At 71.4% G+C, this 19,256-nt stretch carries 17 protein-coding genes; 8 read left to right on the top strand and 9 right to left on the bottom strand.

All coding sequences use genetic code 11. The features are described 5' to 3' along the window. Positions 1-124: 124 nt before the first annotated feature. From ACWD01_RS03810 to ACWD01_RS03800, 3 genes are all read left to right on the top strand, one after another. On the top strand, positions 125-1,753 hold the full coding sequence (locus tag ACWD01_RS03810) for a sensor histidine kinase (RefSeq protein ID WP_451157726.1): 1,629 nt from the start codon (positions 125-127) through the stop codon (positions 1,751-1,753). Further along, entirely contained in the window at positions 1,750-2,430 is a 681-nt protein-coding gene (locus ACWD01_RS03805; protein ID WP_451157724.1) for a response regulator, read from the top strand. The genes ACWD01_RS03810 and ACWD01_RS03805 overlap by 4 nt, the downstream gene beginning before the upstream one ends. Before the next feature lie 222 nt (positions 2,431-2,652). After that, on the top strand, positions 2,653-3,291 hold the full coding sequence (locus ACWD01_RS03800) for a helix-turn-helix domain-containing protein (protein WP_451157886.1): 639 nt from the start codon (positions 2,653-2,655) through the stop codon (positions 3,289-3,291). A 34-nt stretch (positions 3,292-3,325) separates the two neighbouring features. Here ACWD01_RS03800 and ACWD01_RS03795 read toward each other — a convergent pair whose 3' ends face one another. After that, the gene (locus ACWD01_RS03795) at positions 3,326-4,351 is read right to left on the bottom strand and encodes an ATP-dependent 6-phosphofructokinase (protein ID WP_451157722.1); all 1,026 of its coding nucleotides are present in this window, start codon (positions 4,349-4,351) and stop codon (positions 3,326-3,328) included. A gap of 310 nt (positions 4,352-4,661) precedes the next feature. Between ACWD01_RS03795 and pta the strand changes: the two genes are divergently transcribed. From pta to ACWD01_RS03775, 4 genes are all read left to right on the top strand, one after another. After that, positions 4,662-6,770 carry a phosphate acetyltransferase gene (gene pta / locus ACWD01_RS03790; RefSeq protein ID WP_451157720.1) on the top strand — a complete coding sequence of 703 codons (2,109 nt, stop codon included), beginning with the start codon at positions 4,662-4,664 and terminating at the stop codon, positions 6,768-6,770. Beyond that, positions 6,767-7,972, top strand: a complete 1,206-nt coding sequence (locus ACWD01_RS03785) for an acetate kinase (protein WP_451157718.1) — start codon at positions 6,767-6,769, stop codon at positions 7,970-7,972. The genes pta and ACWD01_RS03785 overlap by 4 nt, the downstream gene beginning before the upstream one ends. A gap of 102 nt (positions 7,973-8,074) precedes the next feature. After that, on the top strand, positions 8,075-9,505 hold the full coding sequence (pyk, locus tag ACWD01_RS03780; protein WP_451157716.1) for a pyruvate kinase: 1,431 nt from the start codon (positions 8,075-8,077) through the stop codon (positions 9,503-9,505). A gap of 162 nt (positions 9,506-9,667) precedes the next feature. Then, entirely contained in the window at positions 9,668-9,898 is a 231-nt protein-coding gene (locus ACWD01_RS03775) for a hypothetical protein (protein ID WP_451157714.1), read from the top strand. Positions 9,899-10,005: 107 nt separating this feature from the next. On the opposite strand, the gene ACWD01_RS03770 is transcribed toward ACWD01_RS03775, so the two are convergent. The 4 genes from ACWD01_RS03770 to ACWD01_RS03755 all read right to left on the bottom strand — a co-directional run bounded on the left by ACWD01_RS03770 (position 10,006) and on the right by ACWD01_RS03755 (position 14,345). Then, positions 10,006-11,316, bottom strand: a complete 1,311-nt coding sequence (locus tag ACWD01_RS03770; protein ID WP_451157712.1) for a hypothetical protein — start codon at positions 11,314-11,316, stop codon at positions 10,006-10,008. 1 nt (position 11,317) lies between these two features. Beyond that, positions 11,318-11,866, bottom strand: coding sequence for a DUF6114 domain-containing protein (locus ACWD01_RS03765; RefSeq protein WP_451157710.1), 549 nt, complete (start codon positions 11,864-11,866; stop codon positions 11,318-11,320). 97 nt (positions 11,867-11,963) lie between these two features. Then, positions 11,964-12,635 carry a DUF6230 family protein gene (locus ACWD01_RS03760; RefSeq protein ID WP_451157708.1) on the bottom strand — a complete coding sequence of 224 codons (672 nt, stop codon included), beginning with the start codon at positions 12,633-12,635 and terminating at the stop codon, positions 11,964-11,966. Positions 12,636-13,376: 741 nt separating this feature from the next. After that, positions 13,377-14,345: a tetratricopeptide repeat protein gene (locus ACWD01_RS03755; RefSeq protein ID WP_451157707.1), complete on the bottom strand. Its 969-nt coding sequence runs from the start codon at positions 14,343-14,345 to the stop codon at positions 13,377-13,379. Between the two features lie 204 nt (positions 14,346-14,549). Here ACWD01_RS03755 and ACWD01_RS03750 point away from each other — a divergent pair, with 204 nt between their 5' ends. Beyond that, entirely contained in the window at positions 14,550-15,185 is a 636-nt protein-coding gene (locus ACWD01_RS03750; protein WP_451157706.1) for a TetR/AcrR family transcriptional regulator, read from the top strand. A 33-nt stretch (positions 15,186-15,218) separates the two neighbouring features. On the opposite strand, the gene ACWD01_RS03745 is transcribed toward ACWD01_RS03750, so the two are convergent. From ACWD01_RS03745 to ACWD01_RS03730, 4 genes are all read right to left on the bottom strand, one after another. Beyond that, entirely contained in the window at positions 15,219-16,919 is a 1,701-nt protein-coding gene (locus ACWD01_RS03745) for an acyl-CoA mutase large subunit family protein (protein ID WP_451157704.1), read from the bottom strand. A 79-nt stretch (positions 16,920-16,998) separates the two neighbouring features. Then, positions 16,999-17,328: a DUF3817 domain-containing protein gene (locus ACWD01_RS03740; protein WP_451157702.1), complete on the bottom strand. Its 330-nt coding sequence runs from the start codon at positions 17,326-17,328 to the stop codon at positions 16,999-17,001. Positions 17,329-17,403: 75 nt separating this feature from the next. Further along, positions 17,404-17,913, bottom strand: coding sequence for a MarR family winged helix-turn-helix transcriptional regulator (locus ACWD01_RS03735; RefSeq protein WP_451157700.1), 510 nt, complete (start codon positions 17,911-17,913; stop codon positions 17,404-17,406). 10 nt (positions 17,914-17,923) lie between these two features. Continuing rightward, the gene (locus ACWD01_RS03730) at positions 17,924-19,234 is read right to left on the bottom strand and encodes an MFS transporter (protein ID WP_451157698.1); all 1,311 of its coding nucleotides are present in this window, start codon (positions 19,232-19,234) and stop codon (positions 17,924-17,926) included. Between the last annotated feature and the right edge of the window lie 22 nt (positions 19,235-19,256).

Genomic DNA, 19,256 nt, shown 5'->3' with positions numbered 1-19,256 from the left:
GTGCCTCCTCGTTGGATTGTGCGTCCACGTCCCGGTGGATCTCAGCGACTATCCATCGGGGCGTGACGCCGGTCACCCTTGCGTTCCTTTCGTTCACACAAATCCGGCCAGGCAGACTGAACCCATGCGCATACCCCGTCCTCGCAGCCTCGCGGCCCAGCTCTTCGCGATGCAGGCCGTGCTCGTCGCCGCGATCGTGGCGGGCTTCGCGCTCTTCGCATATCTGACCGACCGGTCGCAGGCCGAGGAGAGCGCCCGCCTGCAGTCGCGGGCCACCGCGGCGGCCGCCGCCCGCTCGCCGTCGGTCGCCGCCGCCGTGCGCTCCCCCGACCCGTCGGCGGCGCTCCAGCCGTACGCGGAGGGCCTGCGCGAGGACGCCGACATGGACTTCGTCGTGATCATGGACCCGGAGGGGCGGCGCTGGACGCACCCCGTGCCCGAGCGGATCGGACGCACCTACCTCGGCCACATCGAACCCGCGCTGGCCGGCCGGATCTACAGCGAGCAGTACGTGGGGACGCTCGGCCTGTCCGTACGCACGGTGGCCCCGGTGTACGACGGCGGGAAGGTCGTCGCGCTGGTCAGCGCCGGCATCACCGTCGAGGAGATCACCGAGCAGGTGCGCGACCAGGTCACGGCGCTGTTCGCCATGGCCGGGGCGGCGCTCGCGCTCGGCGGGCTCGGCACGTACGTCATCAACGCGCGGCTGCGCCGCCACACCCACGGCATGAACGCGACCGAGCTCGGCCGCGTCCACGACTACCACCAGGCCGCCCTGCACGCCGTACGGGAAGGACTCGTCATGCTCGACGGCAGCCGCCGGATCGCGCTCGCCAACGACGGCGCGCGCGAGCTGCTCGGGCTGGGCGAGGACCCGGTGGGACGCCCGGTCGCCGACCTCGGCCTGCCGCCGCCGCTGACCGGTGCGCTGCTGGCCTCCGAGCCGCGGGTCGACGAGGTCCATCTCTCCGCGGACCGGGTCGTCGTCGTCAACACCCGGCCGGTGGTGGGCGGCGAGCGGCGCGGCACGGTGATCACCCTGCGGGACCACACGGAGCTCCAGGCGCTCTCCGGTGAGCTCGACTCCGAGCGGGGCTTCACCCAGGCCCTGCGCTCCCAGGCCCACGAGGCCGCCAACCGGCTGCACACCGTCGTCTCCCTGATCGAGCTGGGCCGGGCCGACGAGGCGGTCGACTTCGCCACCGCCGAGCTGGAGCTGGCCCAGGCCCTGACCGACCGCGTCGTCGACGCCGTCGGCGAACCGGTGCTGGCGGCGCTGCTCCTCGGCAAGGCGGCGCAGGCGAACGAGCGCGGTGTGGAGCTGGTCCTCACCGAGGACAGCCGCATCGACGACGGGGTCCTCCCCCGCACCCTCCCGTCCCGCGACCTGGTGACCATCCTGGGCAACCTGATCGACAACGCGGTCGACGCGGCCTCCGAGCCGCCGGCCGGCGCCGAGGACGTGCCGCCGCCCCGCGGCGAGCGCCCGCGGGTGAGCGTCACCGCCCGGGTCGACGGCGGTGAGGTGCTGCTGCGGGTCGGCGACACCGGGGCCGGCGTCGATCCCAAGGACGCCTCCGAGGTGTTCCGGCGCGGCTGGTCCACCCACGGCGCGGGCCGCGGACTCGGGCTCGCGCTGGTGCGGCAGGCGGTGCATCGCGGCCGCGGCACCGTAGAACTGGCCCAAGGCCCTGACGGCGGCGCCCAGTTCACCGTCCGGCTGCCGCTGAGACCTGTGGAGGTGACCGCGTGACGATCAAGGTGCTGGTCGTCGAGGACGACCCCGTCGCCGCCGACGCGCACGCCCTGTACGTGGGCCGGGTCACCGGCTTCGAGGTCGCCGGGATCGCCCACTCGCGCGCCGAGGCCGTACGGGTCCTGGAGCGCAGGGAGGTCGATCTGCTGCTGCTCGACCTCTACCTCCCGGACGGCCACGGCCTGGCGCTCGTACGGTCGCTGCGCGCGGCCGGCCACCTGGCGGACGTCATCGCCGTCACCTCCGCCCGCGATCTGGCGATCGTCCGCGAGGGCGTGTCCCTCGGCGTCGTGCAGTACGTCCTCAAGCCGTTCACCTTCGCCACCCTGCGCGACCGGCTCACCCGGTACGCCGAGTTCCGCTCCTCCGCCGGTGAGGCCAGCGGGCAGGACGAGGTCGACCGTACGCTCGCCACCCTGCGCACCCCCCGCAGCGGCGCGACGCTCCCCAAGGGACTCAGCGGCCCGACGCTCGAAGCGGTCACGCGGACGCTGCGGGAGTCGCCGGAAGGGCTCACCGCCACGGAGGCCGCCGCCGCCGTCGGCATCGCGCGCATCACGGCCCGCCGCTATCTGGAGCACCTCGTCACCGCCGGGCGGGCGGTCCGCGCTCCCCAGTACGGCCAGATCGGCCGCCCGGAACTCCAGTACCGCTGGATCAGCACGGTCCGCTGAACCCGGTCCGGTCCGGTCCGGGGATCGCCGCCGCCGACCGGCCGGTAACCGCCGTCGACACATTCTCGGCGTGCCCGAGTCGGACGATTCCACGAATCGTGGCTTTATGCGTACGCACCGTAGTCACCGGCGGTCCGCCGCCCCTAGGTTGTGCGCGTGCAGCACAACCCTTCCCCGCCCTTCAACGCCCCCGCCGCGCGCCGTCTGCGTGAGGCCCTGGGGATGGCGCCCGGTCATGTGGCGTACGGGCTGCGCGCCCAGTACGGCATGCAGGTGACCCCCGACACGGTCGCGGCCTGGGAGCGGGGACTGGCCGCGCCGGACGCACGGGAGCTGACCGCGCTCGCCGGGGTCCTGTGGTGCTCACCCGGTGAACTGCTGGCCGCCGCGACGACCCTGCGCGAACACCGGATCGCCCGCGGTCTCGCGCCGGACGAGCTGGCCCGGCGGGTGGGCATGGACGCCTCCGCGTATCTGCAGATGGAGGAGTCGGGCTCATGGCGGGGGAACGGGCGGCAGACCGCCGCCCTCGCCGGCGCGCTCGGCCTGGCTCCCCGCGAACTGCTCGCCGCCACGGGCCTCGACCGGCAACTGGCCGAGCTGCTGCAGAGCGCGGTGACCTCGCGCTGGCAGGCGTACGTACGGCCGGTCGGCAAGATGATTCCGCTGGAGCGCGACCACATCGAGGATGTGCTCCAGCAGCTCCACACCGACTACCAGGCCCGGATGGTGGCCACGCTGAGCTGGGGCGACGCGGCCCAGGACACGGGCGAGCCGGGGCGGGAGTTCCTGGCCCGGATCGTCGACCACTTCTGGGAACTGGCGCGCGGCCAAGGGTCCGCGACGGGCCGTCAGGTCTGACGCGGCGCTCGCACGGGCGGAAGGCGGGAAAGGCTCAGAACACGGACTCCGCCTCGACCATCCGGCTCTCCGGAACGGTCTTCAGCCGCGTGACCGCCTCCGCCAGCGGCACCGTCACCACGTCCGTACCGCGCAGGGCGGTCATCCTGCCGAACTCGCCCCGGTGCGCGGCCTCCACCGCGTGCCAGCCGAAGCGCGTCGCAAGCACCCGGTCGTACGCCGTCGGCGTGCCGCCGCGCTGCACATGGCCGAGGATGACCGGCTTGGCCTCCTTGCCGAGCCGGCGCTCCAGTTCGGTGGCGAGCCGGTTGCCGATGCCCTGGAAGCGCTCGTGGCCGAACTGGTCGATCTCGCCCTTGGCGTACTCCATCGAGCCCTCGGCCGGGTGCGCGCCCTCGGCAACGCAGATGACGGCGAACTTCTTGCCGCGGGCGAACCGCTCCTCGACCATCTTGATCACGTCGCTCACGTCGAAGGGCCGCTCGGGCAGGCAGATCCCGTGCGCACCGCCCGCCATGCCGGACTCCAGCGCGATCCAGCCGGCGTGCCGGCCCATGACCTCGACGACCATGACCCGCTGGTGCGACTCGGCGGTGGTCTTGAGACGGTCGATGGCCTCGGTGGCGACCATGACCGCGGTGTCGAAGCCGAAGGTGCGGTCGGTGGAGGAGATGTCGTTGTCGATCGTCTTGGGGACGCCGACGACCGGCATCCCGGCGTCGGCCAGCATCCGGGACGCCGTGAGCGTGCCCTCGCCGCCGATCGGGATGAGCGCGTCCAGACCGTGCTGCTTCGCCAACTCGGCCGCGTTCTCCGCCGCTTCGCGCAGCCGGCCGCGCTCCAGGCGGGCCGAGCCGAGGATGGTGCCGCCGCGGGCGAGGATGCCGCTGACGGCGTTGAGGTCGAGCGGACGGTAGTGGCCGTCGAGGAGGCCCTTGAAGCCGTCCTCGAAACCGATGACTTCGTCGCCGTGACCCGTCATGGCGCGGTGCACGACCGACCGGATCACAGCGTTCAGACCTGGACAGTCGCCGCCTGCGGTGAGAACTCCGATGCGCATCGTGCCGTCTCTCCTGCTCGTCGGTCGTCCGGGTGAGCCACGTCCGATTGTCCCACGCACCCGGGAGCGGCCGCGCTCCCTGCTACTCCGCGCCCGCCGCCGTGGCCCGCTCGCCCGGCGGGCGCCTTAGCCACCCTCGGAGGTATTGTCAAGAGGGCATTGCCGCCCCGAGCGGCTCTCCGGCGCGCCCGTCCCGCCGCCCCGCCCGCGGGCGACGGGCGGGTCCGCCCAAGCGCTCGGGGCGGTGGCACGCCCGGGCTCCGGACGTCGGGGCATCGGGGACGTCATGAGCACGGACGGGAGAACACGCGTGACACGGAGCGTGTACGTGACCGGGATCGACCGCGGCGACGGACGGCAGGTGGTCGAGCTGGGGGTCATGGAGCTCCTGACCCGCCAGGTGGACCGGGTCGGCGTCTTCCGCCCCCTCGTCCACGACGGCCCCGACCGCCTCTTCGAACTGCTGCGGGCGCGCTACCGGCTCTCCCAGGACCCCGCCTCCGTCTACGGCATGGACTACCACGAGGCGGCCGCGCTCCAGGCGGAGAAGGGCGCGGACGAACTGGTCGCACGCCTGGTCGAACGCTTCCTGGCGGTGGGCAGGCAGTACGAGGTCGTCCTCGTCCTGGGCACCGACTACGCCGACACGCAGTTCCCCGACGAACTGGCGCTCAACGCCCGGCTGGCCAACGAGTTCGGCGCCTCCGTGATCGCGGTGGTCGGCGGCAAGGACCGGCCCCAGGAGTCCGTACGGGCGGAGACGCGCAACGCCTTCCGCGCCTACGAGGGCCTGGGCTGCAACGTCCTCGCCATGATCGCCAACCGGGTCGCCCCCGACGAGCGCACGGGCATAGCGGAGCGGCTCACGGCCCGCCTCCCGGTGCCCTGCTACGCGATCCCCGACGAGCCCGCGCTCTCCGCGCCCACGGTCGCCCAGATCACCCACGCCCTCGGCGGCACGGTCCTGCTCGGCGACGACGCCGGCCTCGCGCGCGACGCCCTGGACTTCGTCATCGGCGGCGCGATGCTCCCGAGCTTCCTGCCGGCCCTGACCCCCGGCTGCCTCGTCGTGACGCCGGGCGACCGCGCCGACCTGGTGGTGGGGGCGCTCGCCGCGCACTCGGCGGGGACCCCGCCCATCGCGGGCGTCCTGCTGACGCTGAACGAGCGCCCGAGCGACGAGATCCTGACCCTCGCGGCCCGTCTCGCCCCCGGCACCCCGGTCGTCTCCGTGGCCGGCAACAGCTTCCCCACTGCGGGTCAACTCTTCGCGATGGAGGGCAAGTTGAACGCCTCCACGCCGCGCAAGGCGGAGACCGCGCTCGGCGTCTTCGAGCGGCACGTGGACACCGCCGACCTGCTGGCGCGGCTCGCCGTGGCCCGCAGCAGTCGGGTCACACCGATGATGTTCGAACACGAGCTGCTGGAGCAGGCGCGCGCCGAGCGCCGCCGGGTGGTGCTGCCCGAGGGCACCGAGGAGCGGGTGCTGCGCGCGGCCGACGTGCTGATCCGCCGGAACGTGTGCGACCTGACCCTGCTCGGCGACACGGAGACCATCCGCAAGAAGGCCGCCGACCTCGGCATCGACCTGTCGGCCGCCCAGCTCATCGACCCCGCGACCTCCGAGCTGCGCCAGTCCTTCGCCGAGCGGTACGCGGAACTGCGCGCCCACCGGGGCGTGACGGTCGAGCTGGCGTACGACGTGGTGGCGGACGTGAACTACTTCGGCACCCTGATGGTGCAGGAGGGCCTGGCCGACGGCATGGTGTCGGGCTCCGTCCACTCGACGGCGGCCACGATCCGTCCGGCGTTCGAGATCATCAAGACCCGGCCGGCGGAGGAGCACGGAGGAGCGTCGATCGTCTCGTCCGTGTTCTTCATGTGCCTGGCCGACAAGGTCCTCGTGTACGGCGACTGCGCGGTCAACCCCGACCCGGACGCCGAGCAGCTCGCCGACATCGCCGTCCAGTCGGCCGCGACGGCGGCCCGCTTCGGTGTGGAGCCGCGGATCGCGATGCTGTCGTACTCGACGGGCACCTCGGGGTCGGGCGCCGACGTGGACAAGGTGCGGGAGGCGACCAAGCTGGTGCGCGCGGCCCGTCCGGACCTGAGCATCGAGGGCCCGATCCAGTACGACGCGGCCGTCGAGCCGTCCGTCGCGGCGACCAAGCTGCCGGACTCGGAGGTCGCCGGCCGGGCGACGGTCCTGATCTTCCCGGACCTGAACACCGGCAACAACACGTACAAGGCCGTGCAGCGCTCTGCGGGCGCCGTCGCGGTCGGGCCGGTCCTCCAGGGCCTGCGCAAGCCGGTCAACGACCTGTCGCGCGGCGCGCTGGTCAGCGACATCGTCAACACGGTCGCGATCACCGCGATCCAGTCCCAGGACCCGTCGAAGGCCCAGGAGCCCTCCGTATGACCGCCACCCGCGTCCTCGTCCTCAACTCCGGCTCGTCGTCGGTGAAGTACCAGCTGCTCGACATGCGGGAATCGTCCCGGCTGGCGGTCGGGCTGGTCGAGCGGATCGGCGAGGCGACGTCCCGCCTGGTGCACACGCCGCCGGAGGGCAAAGGCTCCGGGCGCCGCGAGCGCCTGGGTCCGGTCGCCGACCACGAGGCGGCGCTCAAGGCGGTGGCCGACGAACTGGCGCTCGACGGCCTCGGCCTGGACTCCCCCGAGCTGGCCGCGATCGGCCATCGCGTCGTCCACGGCGGCCTGCGGTTCAGCGCCCCGACCGTCGTCACGGACGAGGTGCTCGCGGAGATCGAGCGGCTCATCCCGGTCGCGCCGCTGCACAACCCCGCGAACGTCACCGGCATCCGTACGGCCCGGGCGCTGCGCCCGGACCTGCCGCAGGTCGCGGTCTTCGACACGGCCTTCCACACGACGATGCCGGAGGCGGCGGCCCGGTACGCGATCGACGTCGAGACCGCGGACGCGCACCGGATCCGCCGCTACGGCTTCCACGGCACCTCGCACGCGTACGTCTCCCGGGCCACGGCCGCGCTGCTCGGCAGGGACCCGTCGGAGGTGAACGTCATCGTGCTGCACCTGGGCAACGGCGCGTCCGCCTCCGCCGTGGCCGGCGGCCGGTGCGTGGACACCTCGATGGGGCTGACGCCCTTGGAGGGCCTCGTGATGGGTACGCGCTCCGGGGACATCGACCCGGCGGTGACGTTCCACCTCGAGCGGGTCGCCGGGATGAGCACGGACGAGATCGACGCGCTGCTCAACAAGAAGAGCGGTCTGGTGGGTCTGTGCGGGGACAACGACATGAGGGAGATCCACCGCCGCATGGAGCAGGGCGACGAGCGCGCACAGCTGGCGTTCGACATTTACGTCCACCGGCTGAAGAAGTACATCGGCGCATATTTCGCGGTGCTCGGGCGGGTGGACGCGGTGGCGTTCACGGCCGGCGTCGGAGAGAACTCGGCGCCTGTGCGGGAGGCCGCGATCACCGGCCTTCAGGGCCTCGGCCTGGCGCTGGACACCGCGCGGAACGCCGCGGCACCGGGCGGGGCACGGCTGATCTCGCCCGTGGGCGCGCGGGTGGCGGTGGCCGTGGTCCCGACGGACGAGGAGCTCGAGATCGCGCGCCAGACCTTCGAGCTGGTGAAGTGAGTGGTGAAGTGAATTGGTGAACGCCTGAGCGGGCTGGCGCCCATTTGTACATTCCACCAGACGGAATATTCCGCAGGGAAACAAACCGATAGGATCCGCCTTATGCGCCGTTCCAAAATCGTCTGCACACTGGGCCCCGCCGTCGACTCATACGAGCAGCTGAAAGCGCTCATCGAGGCCGGTATGAACGTGGCCCGCTTCAACTTCAGCCACGGGACCCATGCCGACCATGAGGAGCGGTACCACCGCGTCCGCCGTGCGTCGGAGGACACCGGCCGCGCCGTGGGCGTGCTCGCCGACCTGCAGGGCCCCAAGATCCGCCTGGAGACCTTCGCCGAGGGGCCGGTCGAACTGGTCCGCGGCGACGAGTTCACCATCACCACGGAGGACGTCGCCGGCGACAAGTCCATCTGCGGCACCACCTACAAGGGCCTGCCGCAGGACGTCTCCAAGGGCGACCAGGTCCTGATCAACGACGGCAACGTCGAACTGCGCGTCGTCGAGGTCGACGGCTCGCACGTCAAGACGATCGTCGTCGAGGGCGGCGTCATCTCCGACCACAAGGGCATCAACCTGCCCGGCGCGGCGGTCAACGTCCCCGCCTTGTCGGATAAGGACGTCGAGGACCTCCGCTTCGCGCTCCGCATGGGCTGCGACATGGTCGCCCTCTCCTTCGTCCGCGACGCGGCCGACGTCAGGGACGTCCACAAGGTGATGGACGAGGAGGGCCGCCGGGTCCCCGTCATCGCCAAGGTGGAGAAGCCGCAGGCGGTCGACAACATGCAGGACGTCGTCGCGGCCTTCGACGCGGTGATGGTGGCGCGCGGCGACCTCGCCGTCGAGTACCCGCTCGAGCGCGTCCCGATGGTGCAGAAGCGCCTCATCGAGCTGTGCCGCCGCAACGCCAAGCCGGTGATCGTGGCGACCCAGATGATGGAGTCGATGATCACCAACTCCCGCCCGACCCGCGCGGAGGCGTCCGACGTCGCCAACGCGATCCTGGACGGCGCGGACGCGGTCATGCTCTCCGCGGAGTCGTCGGTCGGCGCGTACCCGATCGAGACCGTCAAGACGATGTCGAAGATCGTCACCGCGGCGGAGGAGGAGCTCCTCTCGAAGGGCCTCCAGCCGCTGGTACCCGGCAAGAAGCCCCGCACGCAGGGCGGTTCGGTCGCGCGCGCGGCCGCCGAGATCGCGGACTTCCTGGGCGGCAAGGCCCTGATCGCCTTCACCCAGTCCGGCGACACGGCCCGCCGCCTCTCCCGCTACCGCGCCGAGCAGCCCATCCTCGCGTTCACGACGGACCAGTCCACCCGCAACCAGCTCACGCTGAGCTGGGGCGTGGAGTCCTTCCTGGTGCCGTTCGTCGAGACGACGGACGCGATGGTCGACCTGGTCGACGCGGAGCTGCTGAAGCTCCAGCGCTACAACGCGGGCGACATCATGGTCATCACGGCCGGCTCGCCCCCCGGCGTCCCGGGTACGACGAACATGGTCCGCGTCCACCACCTGGGCGGCCAGGCCAACGACTGACGGCCGCGTCCCCTCGGCGTCACGGGCGGCCTCCGGACCCTTCGCGGTCGGGGGGCCGCCCTCTTTCGTCGCGCCTGGGGCGGAGTGGCCCGCTCTTCGCCGCCCTGACGCGGGAAGGTGGAAGGAGCCCGCCGTTCAAGCCACTACGACAAGGTCCGGCAGATGAGAATCCGAGTATCCGCTGCGAACGACCCGCTCACGGTTCAGTTCGAACCGTCGGGAATGGAGTACGAGCTCGCCCCCGGGGAGCACATGGACGTGGAATGGCCGCAGGTAGTCCCCGGTGAGGTCGCGGGTGACATCGACCACGGTGCCGGGATGGTGACCATTTCGGCACGTGGCACCGGGTTCACCCGCGCCTGGGACACGGCCGGGATCGAAGTCACGACCTGAGAACGGCTTCTCCATCGGCGACGACCGGTGCCCGGCAACGGCTGTGGGCCGCACCCCCTGAACGGGTGCGACCCACAGTCCTTTTCCCGGCTCCCGGTGGTTCCGGGTCAGCTGTTGCCGCCGGTGAAGTAGTTGTGCAGGCCGGGGACCGTCAGCGTCCCGCCGAACTGGCCGGCCTGGGTGACCTTCACGTTGGTGAACATCGCGAAGGGGACGTTCACCGGCGGCGGGGTCTCGGGGCTGAACGTGATCGGGATGATGCCGAAGAGGTTGCCCTTCAGCTCCTCCGTGTACATCGTCACCGTGCCGTCGCGGATCGTGGATGTGGAGCCCGAGCGCGCCTCGACGTGGGCGGTCGTGCCGGCCGGGCCGACCGTGAGCTGGTGCAGGTCCTTGATGTCCACGCCCGTCGCGGTGAACTTCAGGGCCTTCTTGATCTTGCCACTGCCGGTCTTCACCTCGACGATGCCGTGGTACTCGAGGCCCGTCAGGGTGAGCATCGAGCTCTCGAGGATCCACGGCTCGTCCGGGAGCAGCGGGAGGCCCGGTTCGACCTCGGCGGCCGCCAGGGCGTCCGGGTCCGGGGTCGGGCACGGGAAACGGGGCTTGGCGCCGTCGGGGATGTTCTCGTCCTTGACGGGGTCGAGTCCCTTGACGTCCTCGTCCAGCTCTTCGACCTCGGCGCCGGCCTTCTCGGCGGCGTCCTTGATCGCTTCCTTGGTCTTGTCGACGGTGCCGTCCACCGCGTCGGTGGCCTTCTCCACCGGCGTGTCCGCCGGCTTGTCGGCGGGCTCGTCGGCAGGCGCCGCCGCAGCGGGCTCCTCGGCCGGCTTCGTCGCGGTCTCGCCCGGAGACGGTGTCTGCGCCGGCTCCGTCCCGCCCCGCAGCGCGTCGCCGACGCCGTCGAAGAAGTCCTTGACCTTGTCGCCCACACCCAGCGGGTCCAGCGGGTTCTTGGTCTCGCTCGCGGACGGCTCGGGCGCGAGCGCCTCCGGCTCCGTACCGGCCGCGGAGGCGGACGGGCTCTCGGCGGGCTTCGGCTCCTCCGCCTGGTCGTCCGGTCCGGACGAGGACGTGGCGCCCGGGGTGGGCTCCGGTGCGGCCGTGTCCGTCGGTGACGGCGACGCGGACGGCTTCGCCGACTCCGAGGCGGACGGCGAGGCGGACTCCGACGGCTCGTCCGAGCGGGTCACGCACGGGCCGGGCGCGAAGGGGATCTCCTTGTCGTCGGCCAGGGCGAGCTTGGGCGTGAGTCCCATGCCGACGAAGACGGCGGTGGGCATCGCGGCCAGGGCTATCGCCCTGCTCGCGGGCAACTGGAGCTTGGTGAGCAGCGACTTCCTGGGGGCGGCGTGCCGCGGCCCTTTTCTCTCCCGCGAGCCGTCGCCGCCCGCGGCCGCGGTCAGCGGTGGTGTCACGTCACCCGGCACTGTTCCTCCCGCCGTTGCCTTCGATGAATGTCTCGTGCGTGTCCGTGCCGTGGCCGTCCCACTGCTCGGGTACGGCCGGGGTGTCGCTGTCGTCGCCGGCCGGTTCCTCGGCCTCGGCAGCGGACCGCGGGGTCTTGTCCGGCACCCACGACAGCGAGAGCGCGCCGCCGGTGAGCGAGAGGGCGAAGCCGACGAAGAAGCCGCCGAAGTTGGCGATCGGCAGGGAGACCAGCGCCAGGAGAATCGAGGCGACGCCCGCGAACACCCGTACGATGTGCTGGAACCACATCGTCAGACCCAGCGTGACCAGCAGCACGCCGATGATCAGCGAGCCGGCCCCCGCCGTCGTCTGCATCGCGAGGTTCATGTGGCCGATTTTGAAGGTCGCGTACGGGATGTAGGCGATGGGGATCCCACCGAGCAGGGTCAACAGACCTGCCCAGAACGGCCGCTGTCCCCGCCAGATACGGAAGTTCCGCCGAAGGACGCGGATGTAGTGCTCGTCCTGGCCCTGTGCCACTGCAGTCTCGGCGCTCATGGAAAACAGCTCCCTGGTACTGGCGTTGCTGTGTGAAGAGAGTGGCGGGCGGGCGAAGCTGCCAGAGTTTCACCCGCCCGCCCGGACGGGGCTACCGTCAGTAGCACTCGACCTTGGGACCGTCGCCCTTGTGCAGGCGCATGCTCAGGCCGCTGAGCTCGAAGGTGCCGGCGGTCGTCGCCCACGCCTTCTGCTTGACACCGGTCAGGGTCGCCCGGTCGGCCTGCTGGGCGAACCCGTTGGGCAGGATCGAGGTGTCCTTGACCGCCGGGCCCTTGCCCGCGGGGCCGGGGCCGCCTGCCGGGTTGTCCGTGTCCTTGGCCGCGACGCCGATGTCGATGTTCTCGAACTTGGCGTTCGCGTCCAGCTCGGAAATGTCCAGGTAGAGCTTCTCTGCCCGGACGTCGGTGCCCTTGTCGCCGGCGGTCAGCCGCAGCGTGACCTTGCCGACGAACGGGACGTCGGTGACGACCGACTGGCACATCTTGGTGATCGACGCGTTCTTGAAGGTCGAGATCGCAACGGGGTGCGCGACCTTCTCGTCACCCTTGAGGTCCTTGTACCCCATGTCGACGCCGCCGTACTGGGCGAACCCATCACCGACGAGCTTTCCGGCCGTGACCTTGAACTCCTGGCCCGACACCGCGAAGGACGCGGCGAGCGCCCCCTGTGCCAGGCCGACGCCTATCGCGGCCGTCGCGGCCACGCTCGGCACCATGACCAGGGCGAACCGCTTCCATCTGGTTCCACCACGAGCCATAGACTCCATGACTTTCCTCCTTCTCGGACGTACATCTCCGGTCCGGGCGTGGGCCCGGCCTGGGATGGGAGAAGTGCTACGTCCTCGGGAAGGAGAGCGCCCGCTCTCCCGGGCACGACTGTGCGTCCGAAAGACACCGGCGATCACCCCCGAGCGACAACCACTGGTCGCGCCTGACTCGTCACGCACAACCTGATCGGACAGGCCCTGCCGTTCCTGTGGCAGGAACCCCCCTGTCCGCGACCGGTGCCACTGCCACCGGCCGGCCCGGTGGGGACCCAAGGGGCCGCGGCACGGCTGGAAGCCGGGCTGGTGCGGTATTGGACCGAGCGTCGCCGATCGTTGTCCATTCCAGGCCAAGGCACAAGGGGGTTCGTTACTGGGCAGTAATGGTGCGATAACTTCGTCACGACCGCGCGATGTCGCGCGAGCACGCACGGTGCCGCCCGGGCCGCACCCAGAGAGGTCGATAGGCGGCGATTTCCGGACAGACCTCGGGGGTTGCCGTACTCCGAGTAACCCGGCCGGGCGTTTGCCAAGTTTTGGCAAAGGCGGGCCGCGATTTGTCACTGTGTCGCCAAAGCGGCGGTGACGCCTCGTCAGCGCCACCGCCGCAAATCCGTCAGAACGGCATCCTCAGGACACCCTTGTCATAACGGCTGTCAATGAAGCGTCAACAAAACGCCCCTGAGCGGCCGGTGAAACATCAGGGACCCCACAGGACTGCCCCGGCGCCGCCCCGGCCCGACCTCAGAAGAGCACCCGCGCCAGCGCCTGCCGCGCCGCGGTCACCCGCGGGTCGTCGGGGCCGACCACCTCGAAGAGCTCCAGCAGCCGCACCCGGGCCGCGTCACGCTCGTCGCCCGCCGTGCGCCGCACCGTCTCGACGAGCCGGCCGAAGGCGTCCTCCACATGACCACCGACGAGATCCAGGTCGGCCGCGGCGATCTGCGCGGCGGCGTCGGAAGGATCACCGGCGGCGTCCTGGCGGACCTGAGCCGGGTCCATGTCCTTGACGCGGCCCAGCAGTTCGGCCTGCGCGAGGCCGAGCTTGGCCTCCGTGTTGCCCGGGTCGTCCGAGAGCACGTTCTTGTACGCCTGGATCGCGCCGCCGAAGTCGCCCGCGTCCAGGGCCTGCACCGCCGCTTCCAGCAGTGCGTCGTAGGGGCCGGCCGGCACCGGGGCCTCGGCCGCCTCCTCGGCGCCGGCCGCGTCGACCGCGACACCGGTCAGACCGAAGCGCTCCTCGGCCACCTGCACGAGCTGGTCCAGCGTCTGGCGGATCTGGGCCTCGGGGGCCGCGCCCTGGAAGAGGGGCAGCGCCTGACCGGCCACCACCGCGAACACCGCGGGGATGCCCTGGATCCCGAACTGCTGCATCAGCATCTGGTTGGCGTCGACGTCGACCTTGGCGAGAACGAAACGGCCGTTGTACTCCGTGGCGAGGCGCTCCAGCAGCGGGCCGAGCTGCTTGCACGGTTCGCACCACTCGGCCCAGAAGTCGATGACGACCGGGACCTCGGTGGAGCGCTGGAGGACGTCACGCTCGAAGTTCGCCTCGTCGGTGTCGATCACCAGGGCGGCGGGGGGCACGGCACCGCCGCCCCCCTGGCGCGCGGATTCGGCCCTCGCCTGCTCCGCCTTGGCCTTGGCCTCGTTGGCCGCCTTCACCGCGGCGAGGTCGACGACGCCGCTCATGGACATGTTCCTAGGCTGCATGCGTACATCCTCCCCCTTCCGCGCGCCCATGTGAAAAAGACGGCGCCTGGTCCCCACCTCAGCGCCTCGTGGCTGTCGCGTCGAGCCCGTCATGGCTTTCGCTACGAGCCGTAGCGTATCGGCGCGCGGTCCGCGGCGTGAGAGCTTTTCCGGTGAGCTGCCTCACAGCCGCCTTTCCCATTACTGACCGGTATGGTCACGGGCATGTCCAGCCGCACCTACCCCGAACCCGCACGTACGGGTCGTACCGGGCGCCCCCGCAGCGTGGAGGCCGACGCCGCGATCCTGCAGGCGACCCGCGCCTCCCTCGTCGAGCTGGGCTGGTCGAAGCTGACCATGGGGGACGTGGCCACGCGGGCGGGGGTCGCCAAGACCACCCTGTACCGCCGCTGGGCGAACAAGAACGAACTGGTCGTCGACGCCGTCGCGGTCCTCTTCGACGAGCTCGAACTCCCGGACCGCGGCAGCCTGGCCGCCGACGTCGAGGGCGTCGTCCTGCAGTTCGCCGATCTCCTCGGGCGGCCGGAGACCAAGACGGCGCTGATGGGCGTCATCGCCGAGTCGACGACGGACGAGGCGCTGCGCGGACGTATCCGTACGGCGATCGTCGAGCGGCAGAAGCGTCTCGTCCTCGAGGGCCGCGAACGCGCTCAGGCCCGCGGCGAGTTGCCGTACGAGGACGACCCCGGGGCGGCAGCCCGCAACACGGACCTGATCTTCGACGTGGTGGCGGGCGCCGTCGTCCACCGGGCGCTGGTGAGCGCGGAACCGGTGGACGAGGAGTGGGCCCGCCGCTTCACCGGCCTGCTGGTGTCGGGGCTGGCCTCCCTGACCGGCTGAGCGCAGCCCCGAGCAGCAGGCCGGCGGGCCGGCTCAGAAGCCCGGCGGCTCCGTGTAGACGCCCCACTCGTCGCGCAGGACGCCGCAGATCTCGCCCAGCGTGGCCTCCGCCCGTACGGCGTCCAGCATCGGGCCGATCATGTTCGAACCGTCGCGGGCGGCGGCGAGCATGGCCTGGAGCGAGGACTGGACGAGCGCGTCGTCGCGGCCCGCCTTGCGCTCGGCCAGCACCCGCACCTGCTCCCGCTCGACCTCGTGGCTGACCCGGAGGATCTCCAGGTCGCCGGTGACCGAGCCGGTGGCGGTGTTGACGCCGACGACCTTCTTCTCGCCCTTCTCGAGGGACTGCTGGTAGCGGAAGGCCGATTCGGCGATCTCGCCGGTGAACCAGCCGTCCTCGATGCCGCGCAGGATGCCCGAGGTGATCGGACCGATCGGGTGCTGCCCGTCGGGGTGCGCCCGGCGGCCGCGCTCGCGGATCTGGTCGAAGATCTTCTCCGCTTCGGCCTCGATGCGGTCGGTGAGCTGCTCGACGTACCACGAACCGCCCAGCGGGTCGGCGACGTTGGCGACGCCGGTCTCCTCCATCAGCACCTGCTGGGTGCGCAGCGCGATCTCGGCGGCCTGCTCGCTGGGGAGGGCGAGGGTCTCGTCGAGGGCGTTGGTGTGCAGCGAGTTGGTGCCGCCGAGGACCGCGGACAGCGCCTCGACCGCCGTGCGCACGACGTTGTTGTACGGCTGCTGGGCGGTGAGGGAGACACCGGCTGTCTGGGTGTGGAAGCGCAGCCACTGCGCCTTGTCGGTCTGCGCGCCGTACACCTCCTTCATCCAGCGCGCCCAGATCCGCCGTGCGGCACGGAACTTGGCGATCTCCTCGAAGAAGTCGAGGTGTGCGTCGAAGAAGAAGGACAGGCCGGGCGCGAAGGTGTCGACGTCCAGGCCGCGGGACAGGCCCAGCTCCACGTAACCGAAGCCGTCCGCGAGGGTGTACGCGAGCTCCTGCGCGGCCGTCGCACCGGCCTCGCGGATGTGGTAGCCGGAGACCGACAGGGGCTTGTACGCGGGGATGCCCTGCGCGCAGTGCTCCATCAGGTCGCCGATGAGGCGCAGATGCGGCTCGGGCTGGAAGAGCCACTCCTTCTGCGCGATGTACTCCTTGAAGATGTCGGTCTGCAGCGTGCCGTTGAGCACGCCCGGGTCGACGCCCTGGCGCTCCGCGGCGACCAGGTACATGCAGAAGACCGGGACCGCCGGGCCGGAGATCGTCATCGACGTCGTCACGTCGCCGAGGGGGATGTCCTTGAACAGGAGCTCCATGTCGGCGGCCGAGTCGATGGCGACGCCGCAGTGGCCGACCTCGCCCAGGGAGCGCGGCTCGTCGGAGTCGCGGCCCATGAGGGTGGGCATGTCGAAGGCGACGGAGAGCCCGCCGCCGCCGGCGGCGAGGATCATCTTGTAGCGCTCGTTGGTCTGCTCGGCGTTGCCGAAGCCGGCGAACTGCCGGATGGTCCAGGTGCGGCCGCGGTACCCGGTGGGGTGCAGCCCGCGGGTGAAGGGGTACTCACCGGGCCAGCCGATGCGCTCGAATCCGTCGTACGTGTCCCCGGGGCGGGGGCCGTAGACGGGCTCGACCTCGTCCCCGGAGAGGGTGGTGAAGTCTGCGTCCCGCTTGCGGGCCTTGTCGTAACGGGCCTGCCAGCGTCGGCGGCCTTCCTCGATCGCGTCAGCGTCCATACCTCAAATTTACTAGGACGTCCTAGTAAATGTCGATGGCAAAGCGCCGCGAGCCTCTCGCGGCGCTTTTTCGCTGCTGCTACGCCCCCGCCGTCGCGGCGGCCGGCTCGCCCGCGATCAGGGCGCGCGCCTCGCGCGTCACCTTCGGCTCGACGAAGAACGAGGCGAACGGGATGCAGCCCGCGGCCAGCACCCACAGCAGCCTGCCGAACGGCCACTTCGCCTTGGAGCCGAGGTCGAAGGCGAAGATCACGTAGACGATGAAGAGCACACCGTGGATCTGCGAGATCAGCATGGTGTCGCCGGTGTCGAACCCGTACTTCAGGACGATCGCGCCGGTGAACACGAGGAGCCACACGGCGGTGATGTAGGCCATCACCCGGTAGCGGGTCAGCACATTCGCTTTCATGGCTTCGAGCGTAACCGGGCGCAAGGGGCGATCTTCGCCCGGGTGGCCCGGGCTCCGCCCCTCGGAATCCGCCGGCTACTTCTCCTCGAAGTCCGCCGCCGCGACCCGCAGCGGGCGCAGCATCGCGAAGATCTCCGCGCACTCCTCCGCGTCGTACACACCCAGGCCGAAGTCCATGGCCATCAGGTCGCGGGTGGCCGCCTCCACGACCTCGCGGCCCTTGTCCGTGATGGAGGCGAGTGTGCCGCGGCCGTCGTTCGGGTTGGGGCGCTTGTCGACCAGGCCGGAGCGCACGAGCCGGTCGACCGTGTTCGTCACGGAGGTGGGGTGCACCATCAGCCGCTCGCCGATCTTGGACATCGGGAGCTCGCCCGCCTTGGAGAAGGTGAGCAGCACCAGCGCCTCGTAGCGGGCGAAGGTCAGCCCGTACGGCTTGACCACGGCGTCGACCTCGGCGAGCAGGATCTGGTGGGCGCGCATGATGGAGGTGATCGCCGCCATGGAGGGCACGGGCCCCCAGCGCTGCTGCCAGAGCTCGTCGGCGCGGGCGATGGGATCGAAGGGAAGACTGAGCGGCTTCGGCACGGCACCGACCTTACCGACTGGTCACATGGTGGTCAGCCCCGTCTCGCGCCTCGGTCGTTCCATCCTTTGATCCGACAGTCCGACCGGTCCGACCGACCCGGCGCGCCCGGACGACGAGCACCAGCGAGCAGAGGGTGCCCAGCGCTCCCGCCCCGGTGACGACGCCGTGCACCGGCCAGAACTCCGCTGCCAGACCCGCCAGCGCCATGCCGACGCCCTGGACCGTCATCAGCCCGGCCGTCAGCAGCGTCATCGCCCGGCCGCGCAGCTCCTCCGGGACCGCCTCGACGAACCACTGGTCGAGGCCGATGACGTACGCCGCGCCCGCTCCTGCCAGGACCAGCAGCGCGAGCGTCCAGGCCAGGCCGGGGCGCACGGCGTAGCCCAGCAGCGGCAGCAGGCCCACGGCGGCGACCGGCAGCACGATCCGGGAGCGGCCGCGCGGGCTGAGCACAGAGCCCGCGAACAGCTCGGCGGCGATGTGGCCGACCGGCATCGCGCACATCAGCAGGCCGAGGGCGGCGGGGCCGATGCCGAGTTCCCCGGCGTACGGGGCGGCCAGCGCCTCCGGGGCGACGACGAACATCGGGGGCAGCCAGAACAACAGCAGCAACACCCGGATCCGGCGGTCGCGCAGGAGCAGCCGGGCCCCGGCGAGTGAGTCCGCCATGAGCGCCCCGCCGCCGCCCGTACGGGCCGGACGGTCCTTGGTGCCGAACCGCAGCAGCAGCGCCGAGCAGAGGAACGTCACCGCCGTCACGCCGATCGCCTGCCGCGGGGAGACCACGGCGAGCAGCAGTCCGCCCGCGCCGAACCCGGCGAGCAGCGCGCTCTGGGAGACGATCCGCAGCAGCGAGCGGCCGAGGACGTACAGCTCGCCCTCGCCGAGGATGTCCGTGAGGGCGGCCATCCGCGTGCCGGTGAAGACGGGCGACACGGCGGCGACGGCGCAGCGCAGCGCGAGCAGGCCGGCGACGGGTGTGCCGGGCAGCACCATGACGGCGATGCAGGCGGCGCACACCAGGTCGCAGACGACGAGCACCCGGCGGGCGGGGTAGCGGTCGGCGACGCCCGCGAGGAGCGTGCCGCCGAGGAGGTACGGGAGGAAGCCGAGCGCGAAGGTGAGGGCGCTCAGGAGCGGCGAGCCGGTCAGGTCGTACACGAGCACGGTGAGCGCGATCTCGCTGACGACGACGCCGAGGAGGGAGAGGACGTGCGCGGCGAACACGGCACGGAACTCCCGCACGGCGAAGACGGCCCGGTAGCCGGCGGCCGGCGGGGGCGTCCGGGACGCGGGGGGCGAAGGGGTCTCGGTCGGCATGCGGATCAGCGTCGCGCCGTCC

The organism is Streptomyces sp. NPDC002835 (assembly GCF_053591995.1).
The sequence above is the reverse complement of the archived record's forward strand: the minus strand, read 5'-3'. Positions and strand labels throughout refer to the sequence as shown.